General features: G+C 70.4%; 16 protein-coding genes and 1 riboswitch. Of the genes, 13 read left to right on the forward strand and 3 right to left on the reverse strand.

Annotated elements, in window-relative coordinates:
• Positions 1-28 precede the first annotated feature (28 nt).
• The 4 genes from ACIA03_RS11285 to ACIA03_RS11300 are packed head-to-tail and all read left to right on the forward strand — an operon-like array spanning position 29 to position 2,928.
• Positions 29-895: a glucose 1-dehydrogenase gene (locus ACIA03_RS11285; RefSeq protein WP_396982297.1), complete on the forward strand. Its 867-nt coding sequence runs from the start codon at positions 29-31 to the stop codon at positions 893-895.
• A complete protein-coding gene (locus ACIA03_RS11290) occupies positions 895-1,377 on the forward strand; it encodes a DUF6328 family protein (RefSeq protein ID WP_396982299.1) in 483 nt (160 codons plus the stop codon). The genes ACIA03_RS11285 and ACIA03_RS11290 overlap by 1 nt, the downstream gene beginning before the upstream one ends.
• A 60-nt stretch (positions 1,378-1,437) precedes the next feature.
• Positions 1,438-1,884: an NfeD family protein gene (locus ACIA03_RS11295; protein ID WP_396982301.1), complete on the forward strand. Its 447-nt coding sequence runs from the start codon at positions 1,438-1,440 to the stop codon at positions 1,882-1,884.
• 15 nt (positions 1,885-1,899) lie between these two features.
• Entirely contained in the window at positions 1,900-2,928 is a 1,029-nt protein-coding gene (locus ACIA03_RS11300; RefSeq protein WP_396982303.1) for an SPFH domain-containing protein, read from the forward strand.
• A gap of 97 nt (positions 2,929-3,025) precedes the next feature.
• Here ACIA03_RS11300 and ACIA03_RS11305 read toward each other — a convergent pair whose 3' ends face one another.
• Positions 3,026-3,877, reverse strand: a complete 852-nt coding sequence (locus ACIA03_RS11305; protein WP_396982305.1) for an endonuclease domain-containing protein — start codon at positions 3,875-3,877, stop codon at positions 3,026-3,028.
• Positions 3,878-3,966: 89 nt separating this feature from the next.
• Between ACIA03_RS11305 and ACIA03_RS11310 the strand changes: the two genes are divergently transcribed.
• Positions 3,967-4,539 carry a GNAT family N-acetyltransferase gene (locus ACIA03_RS11310; RefSeq protein ID WP_396982308.1) on the forward strand — a complete coding sequence of 191 codons (573 nt, stop codon included), beginning with the start codon at positions 3,967-3,969 and terminating at the stop codon, positions 4,537-4,539.
• Here ACIA03_RS11310 and ACIA03_RS11315 read toward each other — a convergent pair.
• Positions 4,514-6,202, reverse strand: coding sequence for a fumarate hydratase (locus ACIA03_RS11315; protein ID WP_396982310.1), 1,689 nt, complete (start codon positions 6,200-6,202; stop codon positions 4,514-4,516). The genes ACIA03_RS11310 and ACIA03_RS11315 overlap by 26 nt on opposite strands.
• Positions 6,203-6,289: 87 nt before the next feature.
• Positions 6,290-7,405, reverse strand: coding sequence for an NDMA-dependent alcohol dehydrogenase (locus ACIA03_RS11320; RefSeq protein ID WP_396982312.1), 1,116 nt, complete (start codon positions 7,403-7,405; stop codon positions 6,290-6,292).
• Between the two features lie 274 nt (positions 7,406-7,679).
• Here ACIA03_RS11320 and ACIA03_RS11325 point away from each other — a divergent pair, with 274 nt between their 5' ends.
• The 8 genes from ACIA03_RS11325 to thiC all read left to right on the forward strand — a co-directional run bounded on the left by ACIA03_RS11325 (position 7,680) and on the right by thiC (position 15,065).
• Positions 7,680-9,224 carry a sigma-54-dependent Fis family transcriptional regulator gene (locus tag ACIA03_RS11325; RefSeq protein WP_396982314.1) on the forward strand — a complete coding sequence of 515 codons (1,545 nt, stop codon included), beginning with the start codon at positions 7,680-7,682 and terminating at the stop codon, positions 9,222-9,224.
• 59 nt (positions 9,225-9,283) lie between these two features.
• Positions 9,284-9,393, forward strand: a riboswitch (TPP riboswitch).
• Complete coding sequence (locus ACIA03_RS11330; protein ID WP_396982895.1) at positions 9,387-9,992, forward strand: thiamine phosphate synthase; 606 nt, start codon at positions 9,387-9,389, stop codon at positions 9,990-9,992. Its footprint overlaps the riboswitch before it by 7 nt.
• A complete protein-coding gene (locus ACIA03_RS11335; protein WP_396982316.1) occupies positions 9,992-10,999 on the forward strand; it encodes an FAD-dependent oxidoreductase in 1,008 nt (335 codons plus the stop codon). Before ACIA03_RS11330 ends, ACIA03_RS11335 begins: the two co-directional genes overlap by 1 nt.
• Complete coding sequence (gene thiS, locus ACIA03_RS11340) at positions 10,996-11,196, forward strand: sulfur carrier protein ThiS (RefSeq protein WP_396982318.1); 201 nt, start codon at positions 10,996-10,998, stop codon at positions 11,194-11,196. The genes ACIA03_RS11335 and thiS overlap by 4 nt, the downstream gene beginning before the upstream one ends.
• Positions 11,197-11,207: 11 nt before the next feature.
• Positions 11,208-11,972: a thiazole synthase gene (locus ACIA03_RS11345; protein ID WP_396982320.1), complete on the forward strand. Its 765-nt coding sequence runs from the start codon at positions 11,208-11,210 to the stop codon at positions 11,970-11,972.
• Positions 11,969-12,604, forward strand: a complete 636-nt coding sequence (locus tag ACIA03_RS11350) for a thiamine phosphate synthase (protein WP_396982323.1) — start codon at positions 11,969-11,971, stop codon at positions 12,602-12,604. The genes ACIA03_RS11345 and ACIA03_RS11350 overlap by 4 nt, the downstream gene beginning before the upstream one ends.
• On the forward strand, positions 12,601-13,380 hold the full coding sequence (thiD, locus tag ACIA03_RS11355) for a bifunctional hydroxymethylpyrimidine kinase/phosphomethylpyrimidine kinase (protein ID WP_396982325.1): 780 nt from the start codon (positions 12,601-12,603) through the stop codon (positions 13,378-13,380). Before ACIA03_RS11350 ends, thiD begins: the two co-directional genes overlap by 4 nt.
• Positions 13,377-15,065, forward strand: a complete 1,689-nt coding sequence (gene thiC / locus ACIA03_RS11360; RefSeq protein ID WP_396982327.1) for a phosphomethylpyrimidine synthase ThiC — start codon at positions 13,377-13,379, stop codon at positions 15,063-15,065. Before thiD ends, thiC begins: the two co-directional genes overlap by 4 nt.
• Positions 15,066-15,086: the final 21 nt, after the last annotated feature.

Below are 15,086 nucleotides of genomic sequence, written 5' to 3' on the forward strand. Positions count from 1 at the left end.
TGTGTCCGATGTGGGTACCGGGCCTCTCATGAGTAACGACAAGACCCAGTTCCCAGCCCAGCAGCAGGAACCTCCCGGGCTCACCGGCGAGATGGACCCCCTGCCCGACCACGGCGAGTCCAGCTACCAGGGCCACGGCCGCCTCGAGGGCAAGGTCGCGCTCATCACCGGTGCCGACTCCGGCATCGGCCGCGCGGTCGCCATCGCGTACGCCCGCGAGGGGGCCGACGTGGCCTTCACCTATCTTCCGGAGGAGGAGCCGGACGCGCAGGCGACCTCGAAGCTGATCGAGGAGGCCGGACGTACGTCGCTGGCCATCCCGATCGACCTGCGTGAGCGCGAGGCGTGCGACGAGGTCGTGGAGCGCACCGTGCAGGAGCTCGGCGGCCTCGACATCCTGGTCAACAACGCCGGCTACCAGTTCGCCCGTGACAAGGGTCTGACGGACATGGACGACGAACGGATCGACCGGACCTTCAAGACCAACCTGTATGCCCTGCTCTGGCTGACCCGGGCAGCCGTCCCGCACCTGCGGAAGAGCTACGGCTGCGTCATCAACAACGCCTCCATCCAGGCGTACGAACCCTCGACCAGCCTGCTCGACTATGCCGCGACCAAGGCCGCCATCAACAACTTCACGGTCAACCTCGCCGCCGAGCTCGGCCCCGACGGGATCCGGGTGAACGCGGTGGCGCCCGGGCCGATCTGGACTCCGCTGCAGCCCGCCACGCAGGCGCCGGAGAAGGTGGAGCGGTTCGGGGCCAACACGCCCTTGGGGCGCGCGGGCCAGCCGGCCGAGGTCGCGCCGGCGTTCGTCTTCCTGGCCTCGCCGGCCGAGGCGTCCTACGTGTCCGGAACCGTCCTCGGGGTGACCGGAGGACGGCCGGTGTTCTGATGGGCGAGAGCAACTTCGGCGGAGGGCCGGACGAGACGCCGGACGAACGCATCACCCGCAACTGGAACGAGCTGCTCCAGGAGCTGCGCGTGCTGCAGACCGGCGTCCAGATCCTGACCGGGTTCCTGCTGACGGTGCCGTTCTCGCCGCGCTTCCCCGACCTGGCCGACCACCAGCAGGCGATCTACCTCGTCGTGCTCGTCGGCGCGGTCGTCACCACCTGCCTCATCATCGCCCCGGTCTCCTTCCACCGGATGCTCTTCCGGCGCCGCCAGCGGAGGTGGCTGGTCACGGCCTCGCACATCTGCGCGCGGGCTGGTCTGGTGGGCTTCGGGATCGTCTCGGCGCTGGTGGTGCTGCTCGTCTTCGACATCGTCCTCTCGTTCGGGGCCGGAGTCGTCGCCGCGCTGGGCGTCGTGGTCCTGTTCCTCTCGCTGTGGGCCGGCCTGCCGCTGCTGAACGGGCGAAACAACTCCCACTGACCCCGTGTGATGACCACCACACCCGGAGTACGCTAGGGGAGAACCGAGTCGGGTGGGCTTATGTGGTCGATCTTCTGGATCCTGGTAGCGGTGCTCCTCGGAGTCGCCGAGGCGTTCACGATGACGCTGGCGTTCGCTTTCGTCGCCGGCGGGGCGCTGCTTGCCGCGGGGAGCGCCGCCCTCGGCGCTCCCGTGCTGGTGCAGCTGCTCGTCTTCGCGCTCGCCGGTGGTGGCAGCGTGCTGCTGGTGCGGCCGGTCGCACGCCGTCACATGGCGCTGCCGCCGCCGGTGCGTGATGGCACCGACGCCCTGATCGGCCGTCAGGCGGTCGTCCTCGCGGAGGTGAGCTTCGCGCACGGGCTGGTGCGGCTCGCGGGGGAGGACTGGACCGCCCGGCCCTATGACGAGGACCTGGTCATCCCGGTCGGGTGCCGGGTCGATGTGCTCGAGATCGAAGGCGCGACGGCGCTCGTGCATCCGCGTGACCCGCTGTCGCTGTCGCCCTAGAGGAGGACGTACGACATGGAACTTCTGCTGATCGTGCTGGTGCTGGTCGGTCTGGTGGTCGGGGGAGTCGCCTCGACGGTCCGGATCGTCCCGCAGGCCCGGCGCTACAACATCGAGCGGTTCGGGCGTTACCGGATCACGCTGCAGCCGGGGCTCAACTTCGTGATCCCGCTGGTGGACCGGGTCAACAACAAGCTGGACGTACGCGAGACGGTCTACTCCTCCAACCCACGTCCGGTGATCACCGAGGACAACCTCGTGGTCGCCATCGACACCGTGCTCTACTACCAGATCACCGACCCGCGGGCGGCCGCCTACGAGGTGGCCAACTACCTGCAGGCGATCGACCAGCTCACCGTGACGACGCTGCGAAACCTGATCGGGTCGATGGACCTGGAGACGACCCTGACCTCCCGCGAGACCATCAACACCCGGCTGCGCGAGGTGCTCGACGACGCCACCGGGAAGTGGGGGATCCGGGTCAACCGGGTCGAGATCAAGGCGATCGACCCGCCCGCCTCGATCAAGGAGGCGATGGAGAAGCAGATGCGCGCCGAGCGCGACAAGCGCGCCGCGATCCTGCATGCCGAGGGCAAGCGGGCCTCGCTGATCCTCGAGGCCGAGGGCACCCGGCAGAAGTCCATCCTGGAGGCGGAGGGCCACCAGCAGGCCCGGGTGCTCGAGGCCGACGGTGAGGCCAAGGCCCTCGAGCGCGTCTTCCAGGCGGTCCACGCCAACGACGCCGACCCCAAGGTCCTGGCCTACAAGTACCTCGAGATGCTCCCCTCGCTGGCCGCGCACGGCAACTCGTTCTGGGTCATCCCCGGCGAGCTCACCGAGGCGATGCGTACGGTCACGGGCGCCTTCGCCGACAGCGCCTCGAAGTCGGACGTGAACGGCAACGGCGAGGAACGACGTACGCCGCCGCTGCCCGGTCCGCGCAACGCCATCGAGCAGGCCCAGCGTGAGGCCCACGAGGAGGCGGTCAAGGCCGTCGAGGAGGCCAAGGAGGAGTCCGCCCGCGCGGACCGCATCGTCGGCTGAGGCCGGCGCGCGGCGGCCATTACTAGGGCTCAACAGGGGTGCGACACGCCGAGTGTCGGCGTGTCGTGGACCTTTCCGGGGCAGTTGTGGCCGCCCCTCAGGCCGCAGCCCGCTGTGCCAGCGCCATCTCGATGCACCTCAGCACATACTCGGGCTGGAACATGACCTGGTCGTAGGTGAAACGCAGCACGATCCAGCCGTCGGAGGTGAGCATCGTGTAGCGCTGACAGTCGCGGTCGTGGGCTTCCTTGTCGGCGTGGAAGCCCCAGGAGTCGGCCTCGATGATGATGCCGTTGATCGGGTCGACGAGATCGGGGTGCACCGTCAGTGCACCGACCCGCACCTCGTACTGCGGGATGAACTCGACGCCGGCAGCCGCGGTGATCGCGCGCAGGCCGGACTCGAACGCGTTGGCAGCCAGGCCGTTGGCATGGACCGCTACCTTCTCGACCTGGTCCTTGTTGCCGCCACACCAGGCATCGCTGGCCGCGACGAGGTCCTCATGCGCCATCGCCTCGTGACGTAGCGCGGAGTCGGCGACGGTCAGTGCAGCGGCGAACGGCAGGTCGCGGGCGCACAGCATCACGGTCAGCAACGGCCCGGTCGCCCAGCCGTCCAGTTCCTCGCGCCGGGCGTCGTACGTCCAGAACCTGGCCTTGCTTGTGGGTCGCTCCTGTCCGCTCGGCAGAAGGAGGTGCGGGAGGCTGGGAGACGTACGGACTTCCCAGCCGTGATGGAGCGCGGCGCTGAGATGGGTGAGGTGGAGGTTGTGCTCCACCGCGAGCCGACGGCCGAGGTCGGTCACGGGGAGGGCGTAGCGATCGCGGTCGACGTGGACGATCGCCTTGTTCGACACTGCGGTGCGGAGGCGACGGCGACTGGAGAGCGTGACGATGTCTGCAGCGCCGGCGATCCCGCCCAGCTGCTCCAGAGCCTCGACTGCGTCCATGCCGGCCAGTATGAGCGGGACCACCGACAGTCTTCGGTGCGCCGAAAACGTGATGCCTCGGGCAACAGCGGACTGACACGATGGTGCGCATGCGACTGCCCACCCCGACGCTCGTCACGACGCGGCTGAGGTTGCGTCCGTTCGCCGACTCCGATGCCGACGAGCTCTTCGCGTTGCAGAGCGACGCTGAAGTGCTGCGCTACTGGGACTCCCCGCCGTGGACCGAGCGCACCCGCGCGGACCAGTTCATCGCCAGGTGTCGCGAGATGGCGGAGGAGGGCAGCGGAGCCCGGGTCGTGATCGAGCGGGCCGATCATGGAGGGTTTCTCGGCTGGTGCACGCTGAACTCGTGGAACCCTGAATTTCGCAGCGCATCGCTGGGCTACTGCCTCGGCAGGCCTGCTTGGGGACAGGGTTTCGCGACCGAGGCCGCGGGTGCGCTGTTGGGCTGGGCGTTCGACGCGTTGGACCTGAACCGGGTGCAGGCCGAGGCCGACACCCGCAACGCCCCCTCGGCCCGCGTGCTGGAGAAGCTCGGGTTCAGGCTCGAGGGGACGCTGCGCGAGGACTGCGTCGTGAACGGCGACGTCTCGGACTCGTGGGTGTTCGGGCTGCTGCGGCGCGAGTGGCGCCCGCTCAGCGCTCCTTCGACCGCACCCTGATCCCGGTGAGGGGGACGGTGGTGGTGCCGGAGGGGTCGGTGAAGAAGTCGTTGCCCTCGCCGTCGACGACGATGAAGGCGGGGAAGTTCTCGACCTCGATCTTCCAGACCGCCTCCATGCCCAGCTCGGGATACTCGAGCACCTCGACGGACTTGATGCAGTCCTGGGCGAGCCGGGCGGCGGGGCCGCCGATGGAGCCGAGGTAGAAGCCGCCGTAGGTGCCGCAGGCCTCGGCCACGACCTTGGAGCGGTTGCCCTTGGCGAGCATGACCATGGAGCCGCCGGCGGCCTGGAACTGCTCGACGTAGGAGTCCATCCGGCCGGCGGTCGTGGGGCCGAAGGAGCCCGACGCCATGCCCTCGGGCGTCTTGGCGGGGCCGGCGTAGTAGACCGGGTGGTTCTTCAGGTAGTCGGGCATCTCCTCGCCGGCGTCGAGGCGCTCCTTGATCTTGGCGTGCGCGATGTCGCGGGCCACGACCATCGGGCCGGTCAGCGAGAGGCGGGTCTTGACCGGGTGCTGCGAGAGCGTCGCCAGGATCTCCGACATCGGCTGGTTGAGGTCGATGTCGACGACCTCGCCGGCGGAGATCTCCTCGGCCATCCCGGCGTCGGGCATGTACTGCGCCGGGTCGGTCTCGAGCTGCTCGAGGAACACGCCGTCGCGGGTGATCTTGCCCAGCGCCTGACGGTCGGCGGAGCAGGAGACCGCGATCGCCACCGGACAGCTCGCGCCGTGGCGGGGCAGCCGGACGACGCGTACGTCGTGGCAGAAGTACTTGCCGCCGAACTGCGCGCCGATCCCGAAGGACTGGGTCAGCTCGAAGACCTTCTCCTCCAGCTCCGTGTCGCGGAAGCCGTGGGCGCTCATCGAGCCCTCGGTCGGGAGGTTGTCGAGGTAGTGGGCGCTCGCGTACTTCGCGGTCTTGAGCGCGAACTCCGCCGAGGTCCCGCCGATGACGACGGCGAGGTGGTACGGCGGGCAGGCGGCGGTGCCGAGCGAGCGGATCTTCTCGTCGAGGAAGGTCAGGATCCGGTCGGGGTTGAGGATCGCCTTGGTCTCCTGGAACAGGAACGACTTGTTGGCGCTGCCGCCGCCCTTGGCCATGAAGAGGAACTTGTACTCCGGGCCGTTCTCGCCCTCGGTGGTCGAGTAGATCTCGACCTGTGCGGGCAGGTTGGAGCCGGTGTTCTTCTCCTCGTACGTCGTCAGCGGGGCCAGCTGGGAGTAGCGGAGGTTGAGCTTGGTGTAGGCGTCGAAGACACCCCGCGAGACCGTCTCGGCGTCGTCGGAGCCGGTCAGCACGCCCTCGGACTTCTTGCCCATCACGATCGCGGTGCCGGTGTCCTGGCACATCGGCAGGATCCCGCCGGCGGAGATGTTGACGTTCTTGAGCAGGTCGAGCGCGACGAAGCGGTCGTTGCCGGAGGCCTCGGGGTCGTCGATGATCTTCCGGAGCTGCTTGAGGTGGGCCGGGCGGAGGTACTGGTTGATGTCCTTCATCGCCTCGGCGGTCAGCCGGCGGATCGCCTCGGGGTCGACCTTGAGGAACTTGCGCCCGTCGACCTCGATCTCTTCCACCCCCTCTGACGTGATCAAGCGGTAAGGAGTGTCGTCCTTGCCGGTCGGGAGGAGGTCGGAGTACCGGAACTCAACGTCAGCCACGGAAGAGAATCGTACGCCGCCACGGCCCCGGTCCCCGCGTCGGCTCCAGCGCCGAGACCGGGACCGGGACCAGGGGTCACGGCATCCTCAGGAGTGGTCGTGGACGACCACGCCGCGGATATTGGCGCCGTTGAGCAGGTCGTCATAGCCCTCGTTGACCTGCTCGAGCGTGTAGGTGCGGGTGATCAGCTCGTCGAGCTTGATGTCGCCCTTCTGGTAGAGCCCGAGGATCTTCGGGATGTCGTACGTCGGGTTGCAGTCGCCGAACAGGCTGCCCTTGATCGTCTTGCGGAACAGCGTCGTCACCGCGCCGGAGAGCTGGATCGTCGGCTCGGTGAGCTTGTTGAGACCGGTCAGGACCAGGACGCCGCCCTTGCCGATCACGTCGAAGCCGTCGGTGACGTTCTCGGCCGTGACGAGTCCCTGGGTGAGGATGGCGGAGTCGGCGAGCTGGCCCCGGGTCAGGTTGGTGACCTCGGCCAGCGCGGAGCCGGCGTCGGCGAAGGCGTGCGTCGCGCCGAACTGGAGCGCGGCCTCGCGCTTGTTCTCCAGCGGGTCGACGGCGACGACGTACTTGGCGCCGGCGAGCCGCGCGCCCTGGACGGCGTTGATGCCGATCCCGCCGATGCCGTAGACGACGACGGTGTCGCCCGCCTTGACCGCGGCGGTGTTGACCGCGGACCCGAAGCCGGTGGGTACGCCGCAGCCGACCAGCACCGCCGACTCGAGGGAGAGGTCGTCGTCGACCTTGACCGCCGAGTTCTGGTGGATGACGCCGTACTGGCTGAAGGTGCCGAGCATGCACATCGCGCCGTACTGGCCCGCGGGGCCGGTGATCGGGAACCGCTCGCCGGGCAGGTAGCCCTCCAGGATGGTCGCACCCATGTCGCAGATCGACTGCTGGCCGTTGGCGCAGTAGCGACAGGTGCCGCAGTTCGGGATGAAGGAGCACACCACGCGGTCGCCGGCCTTGACCCGGGTGACGCCGGGGCCGACCTCCTCGATGATGCCGGCGCCCTCATGGCCGAGGACCATCGGGAGCCGAGCCTCGAGGTCGCCGTGGGCGATGTGGACGTCGGAGTGGCACAGCCCGGCGTGCGTGTAGCGGATCAGCACCTCGCCCGCCTGGGGCTTGTCGAGGTCGAGCTCCTCGATGACGATCGGCTTGCCGGTCTCGTAGACGACTGCGGCCTTGGTCTTCATGCTGACTCCTTGATGTCGCGGGGATGGGAGCGGGGGATCCCTGCCACGGTCGCAGCGCAGCGAGTCGTCGGGTGTTCAGAACCTGAACAGTTCCCTTTCGGTGGCCACACCGCCGGACTAATGTGACGTGAGCCACATTCAATGGGGGGATGTTGTGCCGACCTCGACGTCATCACCTGAACCAGCATCACCTGAACCGACATCACCTGAACCGTCAGCGCCCGAGCGGATCGCCGCGTCCTGGCACCGCTCCCGGCTCGCCGGGGTGGACCCGGTGCGCGCCCATGGCTCGCTCTCGCCGGTCGACATCGACCCGCACGGATCCCTGTACGAGGCGGCCGGCCCGGTCCTGACGGAGCTGGCCGAGAATCTCGACGGCACGACCTACGCCACGCTGCTGGTCGACCGGGACTGCCGGATCGTGCATCGCTGGTGCGGCCGGGTGCAGGTGGCGAGGGCGTTCGACGGGCTCGGGGTGGACCTGGGCGCCAGCCTGCTCGAGGAGCGTCTGGGCACCAACGCGCCGGGCACGGCGCTCGAGACGAGGCTCCCGGTGCAGGTGCACGGTGCGGAGCACTTCGCCGAGATGCTGCGTGACTTCAGCTGCTTCGCGATGCCGATCCGGCATCCGGTGACCCACCGGATCGAGGGCGTTCTCGACATCTCCTCCCTGGCCAACGACGCCAACCCGCTCCTGCGGCCGGTGGTGCAGCGTGCGGTGACCGACATCCAGCGGCGTCTCCAGGACGGCAGCCGCACCACCGACAAGCAGCTGCTCCTGGCCTTCCACGAGTCCGTGGTGGCTTGCCGGGGTACGCTGCTCGCGGTCGGGGAGAACCTGACCGTGGCCAACCAGACGGCCCAGGACACCCTGACCGCGGCGGACATCGCCGTGCTGCGGATCCTGCTCCAGGACGTACATCTGCCGGGGGAGACGGTGATGGACATGAGCCTGGAGTCGGGGGAGTCCGTGCACGTGCACGCCGAGGTGCTCGACACCCGCCGTCTGGCCGCGCTGGTACGCATCGAGCCCCGCGAGCCACGACGCGGGCTCTCGGTCAGCGCGCTGTCCGAAGCCGCGCGGGAGCCGGGAACGATCCTGGTGGCGGGACCACCGGGATCGGGACGTACGTCGCTTGCCCGGGAGCTCGCGCCGTCGGCGCCGATCACCCTGCTCACCGGTGCCACGACGGTTCTGGAGGGCGACGGCAACTGGGCCAAGCAGTTCCGCCGGCGGATGGCCGCCGGGGTGGGCACGGTCGTCATCGACGGCCTCGAGCTGCTGTCCGACGCGCTGCTCGGCGTCGTCGCGGAGGCGCTGGAGCGGCCGGACCGGGCCCACGTGGTGATGGTCTCGGCCCCGTTGGCCGAGCTGTCCGAGCACACCGCGGCGGTGGCCGCGCTGGCCTCCCGAGTCGAGGAGAAGCTGCCGCTCGCGGCGCGGCGCGACGAGATCCCCGGGCTGGCCCGCGACCTGCTCTCCGCGATCAACCCGGATGTCTTCCTGACGCCGGGCGTCGAGCGGATGCTGGTCGAGCACCGCTGGCCGGGCAACGTACGCGAGCTGCGGGCGGTGCTCGTCCATGCGGCCGCGCGGCGCCGGTTCGGCGCGATCGTCGCCGCCGATCTGCCGCCGAAGCTGGGGTCGGTGCCGGGGCCGCGGGTGGTCGTACGGCCGCTCGACCAGGCCGAGCGCGACGTCATCCTGCACGGACTGATCAAGCACGACGGCAACAAGGCCGCGGTCGCGCGCGAGCTCGGGATCTCCCGCACGACGCTGTACGCCAAGATGCGGGCGCTGCGGATCTCGACCTACTAGGGGTATCCCGTTGTGCGGGCCCTCGGGCTGCGAGCTCGTGTGTTGCGCGCTATGGTCGTGGACGTCCACACGGGAGTCCGCGGCAGCGGGCTGAGAGGGAGCTGGAGCCGCTCCGACCGTTACACCTGATCCGGATCATGCCGGCGAAGGAAGTGATTGGTTGTGCTTCTTCCACGTATTTTCGTTCTTATCTCCTCGCGCGATGATCTCGCGCTGCTGCCCGCATTCGCCGAGGTCGGCGTCACCGGCTTCCAGGTGCGCGACAAGACCGCGACCACCCGTGAGCTGCTCGCGCTGACGGCGACCGTGATCGAGCAGGTCGGGACGTACGACGCGTGCGTGGTCGTCGACGACCGGCTCGACGTGGCGCTCGCGGCCGGTGCGCACGGCGTCCATCTGGGCGCCTCCGACCTTCCGGTGACCGAGGCCCGGCGGATCGCCGACGCGGTCGCTCCGGGGCTGGTCATCGGCGCGACCTGCCGGGACCGTGCCTCGGTCGAGGCGGCCGCCGTCGCGGGCGCGGACTACGCCGGGTTCGGTCCCGTCTTCGCGACGACGTCGAAGGCCGGGCTTCCCTCTCCTCTGGGGGTCGCCGCCGTTGCGGATGCCGCCGGCGTGCTCCCGCTGATCGCGATCGGCGGGATCTCGCCGGCGTCCGCCGGGGCGGTGCGTACCGCCGGCGCCCACGGGGTCGCCGTGATCGGCGGGCTCTGGCGACAACCCGACCCGCTCCAAGCCGCGAAGGAGCTCATGGAAGCGGTCGGCTGATGCGGGTGCGGATCCTCGGTGCCGGGATCGTCGGGCTGTCCGTGGCCGACGAGCTGATCCGCCGCGGGCACGACGTCACGGTGGTCGATCCGGCGCCGGGCTCGGGGGCGTCGTACGCCGCGGCCGGCATGCTCAGCCCGGCCGGCGAGGCCTGGTACGGCGAGGAGGACCTGACCCGGCTGTGCCTGTCGTCGCTGGCGCTCTGGCCGGAGTTCGCGGGACGGCTCGGGGTGCCCGTGCACACCCGCGGGACCCTGCTCGTCGGTGCCGACGCCGGCGACGTCCAGCAGGTCGAGCGCCAGCTGTCGGTGCTCGACCTCGCCGGGGTCTCCTACGAGCGGTTGGGGCGGAGGGAACTGCTGGGCCATGAACCCGGGCTCGGCCGGGTCGCCGGTGGCGCCTTCCTCGCCGAGGACCACTCGGTCGACCCGCGTGCGGTCGTCGCGGCGCTGCTCGCGCGGGTCGAGGGGCGGTTCCGCGACCGTGAGGAGGTCGCCGGCGTGACCGTGATCGCGACCGGAGCGAAGCTCCCCGCTCCGTACTCCTCCCTCATCCGCCCGGTGCGCGGCGACGTGGTGCGCGTGCGGACGCAGGAGCGGGTGGAGCGGACCGTGCGGGCGTGGGTGCACGGCGAGCAGGTCTACGTGGTGCCGCGGACCGACAGCGACGAAGTGGTCATCGGTGCCACCTCCGAGGAGCGCGACGGTCCGCTGCTGCCGACCGTCGAGGGCGTCTGGCGGCTGCTCGACTCCGCGCGCCGGGTGGTGCCGGCGCTCGACCGGGCCGGCGTGGTGGAGGTGACCTCGCGGGACCGGCCCGGCACCGCCGACAACCTCCCGCTGGTCGGGCCGACCGACGAGCCGGGGGTGGTGCTGGCGGGGGGCGCCTACCGCAACGGGGTCCTGCTCGCGCCGCTCATCGCGCGGCTGGTCGCCGATCACATCGAGACAGGATCAGTGGAGCCCGCGGTCGACCCGCGCCGGTTCCGGATGAAGGAGGACGGATGAGGATCACCGTGAACGGCGAGCCGATGGAAGTCGGTGGCACCGTCGCCGACCTGCTCGAGACCAGGACGGGCGACCGACGGCCGAGCGGTGTCGCGGTCGCCGTCGCCGAGGAGATCGTTCCCCGCGACGACTGGGCGGCACGGTCGCTCCAGGACGGCGACGTGGTCGAGATCGTGACGGCGGTGCAGGGCGGATGACCACCCCACCGATGACCAGCTTGAAGATCGCCGGCCGGGAGCTGTCCTCGCGCCTCTTCCTCGGCACCGGCGGCCTGCCCAACCTGGCGCTGCTGCCCGGCGTCATCGACGCGGCCGAGCCGGGCCTGGTGACCGTCTCGATGCGGCGTACCTCCTCGACGGCGACGGGCGGGCTGCTCGAGACGCTGCGCGCGGCGGAGGTGCCGATCCTGCCCAACACCGCGGGCTGCCTCTCGGCGCGCGAGGCGGTGCTGACCGCCGAGCTGGCCCGGGAGGCGCTGGAGACCGACTGGGTGAAGCTGGAGGTGATCGGTGACGAGACCTCGCTGATGCCCGACGCCGTCGAGCTCGTCGAGGCGGCCGAGCAGCTGGTGCGCAAGGGCTTCACGGTCCTCCCGTACGCCACCGACGACCCGGTCCTCGCCCGCCGGCTCGCGGACGCCGGCTGCGCGGCGGTGATGCCGCTCGGCTCGCCGATCGGGTCGGGCCTCGGCATCCTCAACCCGCATGCCATCGAGGCCGTGGTGGCCGCCGTCGACGTACCCGTCGTGCTCGACGCCGGTGTCGGCACCGCCTCGGACGCCGCCCTGGCGATGGAGCTCGGCTGCTCCGCGGTCCTCGCCGCCACCGCGGTCACCCGCGCCGACGACCCGGTCGGGATGGCCCGCGCGCTGCGGCTGGCCGTCGAGGCCGGCCACGCCGCCCGCGGCGCCGGCCGGATCCCCCGCCAGGCGGTCGCCCGGGCATCGTCACCGATGGAGGGCCGGATCGCATGAACGCGCTGCCGCGACTGCTCGTCCTCACCGACCGCTCCCAGCTCCGCCTCGGCCGCGGCCTGCTCCCAACCCTGGCCGAGTGCGCCGACGCCGGCCTGACCCATGTGGTGCTCCGCGAGCTCGACGAGCCCCACGAGCAGCGCGCGCGGCTGGCGCAGGCCGCCACCGAGCTCGGCCTCGTGGTCATCGCCGCCCACACCCTTCTGCCAAGCGCGGTTGGCCTCCACCTGCCGGCCTCCGCGAGCTGTAACACGTCGTTCGTAGGACTACTCGCCCTATCAGAACGACCGGATAGTCGGTGTAACAGCGTGTTACACCGCGGCCGCAGCTGCCACAGCCCCGCCGAGGTCGCCGCCGCAGCGGAGGACGGGTTCGACTACGCGATGCTCAGCCCGTACGCGATGACCGAGTCCAAGCCCGGTTATGGGCCACCACTCGCGGCCGACGCGTTCGGCGACCTGCCGCTCCCGACGTACGCCCTGGGCGGGATCACGCCCGCCAACGCCGCCGAAGCGGTGGCCGCCGGGGCCCACGGGGTCGCGGTGATGGGGGCGGTGATGCGGGCCGACGAGCCAGGACAGGTGGTACGCGACCTCCTGGCCGCCCTCCCCGCACCGGAGGTCGTCCCATGAACCCGCCGGTCGCGCTCACCATCGCCGGCACCGACTCCGGGGGAGCGGCGGGCACGGCGGCCGACCTGGCCACCTTCGCCGCGCTCGGGGTCCACGGGGCCTGTGTGATCACCGCCGTCACCGCTCAGGACACGACCGGCGTCAGCGACATCCACGCCGTCCCGATTGCCACGGTCGCGACCCAGCTGCACGCCGTCTTCGACGACCTTCCCGTCGCGGCGGTCAAGACCGGCATGCTCGGCAGCGCCGAGGCCGTCGCCCTGGTCAGCCGCCTCTGCGCCGACCGCCCGCTCGTGGTCGACCCCGTCCTCGTCGCCACCTCCGGCGCGGTGCTCGGTGGGGAGGACGTACGCCGCGCCTACCTCGACCACCTCCTCCCCGTCGCCACCGTCGTCACCCCCAACCTCGACGAGGCCCGGGCCCTGGCCGGTCACGACGGCTCGCCCGAGGAGATCGCCGCGGAGCTGGCAAGCGCGAAGTCGGCGGTGATCGTCACCGGCGGTGACCCGGAGGCCACCGGCACATGCACCGACTGGCTCGCAGAGCCGGGGAGACCGCCGATCCCGCTCACCCATCCCGCCGTCCCGACCAAGAACGACCACGGCACCGGCTGCACCTACAGCTCGGCCCTGGCCGCCCACCTCGCCCATGGCGCCCCGCTGCACGAAGCGGCGGAGCAGGCCGCTGCGTACGTCACCCGACAGCTCACCAGAAGCCAGCACTGGACCCTCGGCCGTGGCCGAGGACCGATCGCTCACACCAAGGAGACAGCATGACCGTCCACCCCGCCCACACCCGCCTCGAGCTCGGGGACCTGAAGGTCCCGGTGACCCGGGTCGCGCTCACCAACGGCGAGACCTTCGACCGCTACTGCACCGAGGGCCCGGGATCCCAGCCCGAGCAGGGCCTCCCGCCGCGTCGCGACGAGTGGATCGAGGAGCGCGGCGACACCGAGGCCTACGAGGGCCGCCGGACCGAGCTGCTGGACAACGGCAAGGCAGCCGTACGCCGCGGAGCGGCCCGCCAGGAGTGGCAGGGCGAGCGCCGGCAGCCGCGCAAGGGCAAGAACGTCACCCAGATGCACTACGCGAGAAAGGGCATCATCACCAAGGAGATGGCCTATGTCGCGGTGCGCGAGAGCTGCGACCCCGAGCTGGTCCGCGAGGAGGTGGCCGCCGGTCGCGCCATCATCCCCAACAACGTCAACCACCCCGAGTCCGAGCCGATGATCATCGGCAAGCGGTTCCTGGTGAAGATCAACGCCAACATCGGCAACTCCGCGGTCACCTCCTCCATCGCCGAGGAGGTCGACAAGCTCACCCACGCGATCACCTGGGGCGCGGACACGGTGATGGACCTGAGCACCGGCGACGACATCCACACCACCCGCGAGTGGATCCTGCGCAACTCACCCGTCCCGATCGGCACCGTCCCGATCTACCAGGCCCTGGAGAAGGTCAACGGCGAGGCCGACAAGCTGACCTGGGAGGTGTTCCGCGACACCGTCATCGAGCAGGCCGAGCAGGGCGTCGACTACATGACGATCCACGCGGGCGTACTCCTGCGCTACGTCCCGCTCACCGCCAACCGCGTCACCGGCATCGTCAGCCGCGGCGGCTCGATCATGGCCGGCTGGTGCCTCGCGCACCACCAGGAGAGCTTCCTCTACACCCACTTCGACGAGCTGTGCGAGATCTTCAAGCAGTACGACGTCGCCTTCTCCCTCGGTGACGGCCTCCGCCCGGGCAGCACCGCCGACGCCAACGACGAGGCCCAGCTCTCCGAGCTGCGGACGCTGGCCGAGCTCACCGAGCGGGCCTGGGAGCACGACGTCCAGGTCATGGTCGAGGGCCCCGGGCACGTCCCGCTCAACCTCGTGGAGGAGAACGTACGACTGCAGCAGGAGTGGTGCCACGGCGCGCCGTTCTACACCCTGGGCCCGCTCGCGACGGACATCGCTCCCGGCTACGACCACATCACGAGCGCCATCGGCGCGGCTACGATCGCCATGCACGGCACCGCGATGCTCTGCTATGTCACCCCGAAGGAGCACCTCGGCCTGCCCGACAAGGACGACGTGAAGACGGGCGTGATCACCTACAAGCTCGCCGCCCACGCCGCCGACATCGCCAAGGGTCACCCCGGCGCCCGCGACCACGACGACGCCCTCTCCCGGGCGCGCTTCGAGTTCCGCTGGCGTGACCAGTTCGCGCTCTCGCTGGACCCGGTCACCGCGGAGAGCTTCCACGACGAGACCCTGCCGGCGGAGGGCGCCAAGACCGCCCACTTCTGCTCCATGTGCGGCCCGAAGTTCTGCTCGATGAAGATCAGCCAGGACGTACGCGACCGCTTCGGCGGCAGCGACGGCGCGTCCCCCGAGGAGGTCGAGGCCGGGATGATGGAGAAGTCGAAGGAGTTCGCGGCGGCGGGGAGCCGGGTCTACCTCCCGCTCGCCGACTGACCTGCCGAGCCCGACGATGCC

The organism is Nocardioides sp. NPDC051685, assembly GCF_044453405.1.
Classification (GTDB): Bacteria; Actinomycetota; Actinomycetes; order Propionibacteriales; family Nocardioidaceae; genus Nocardioides.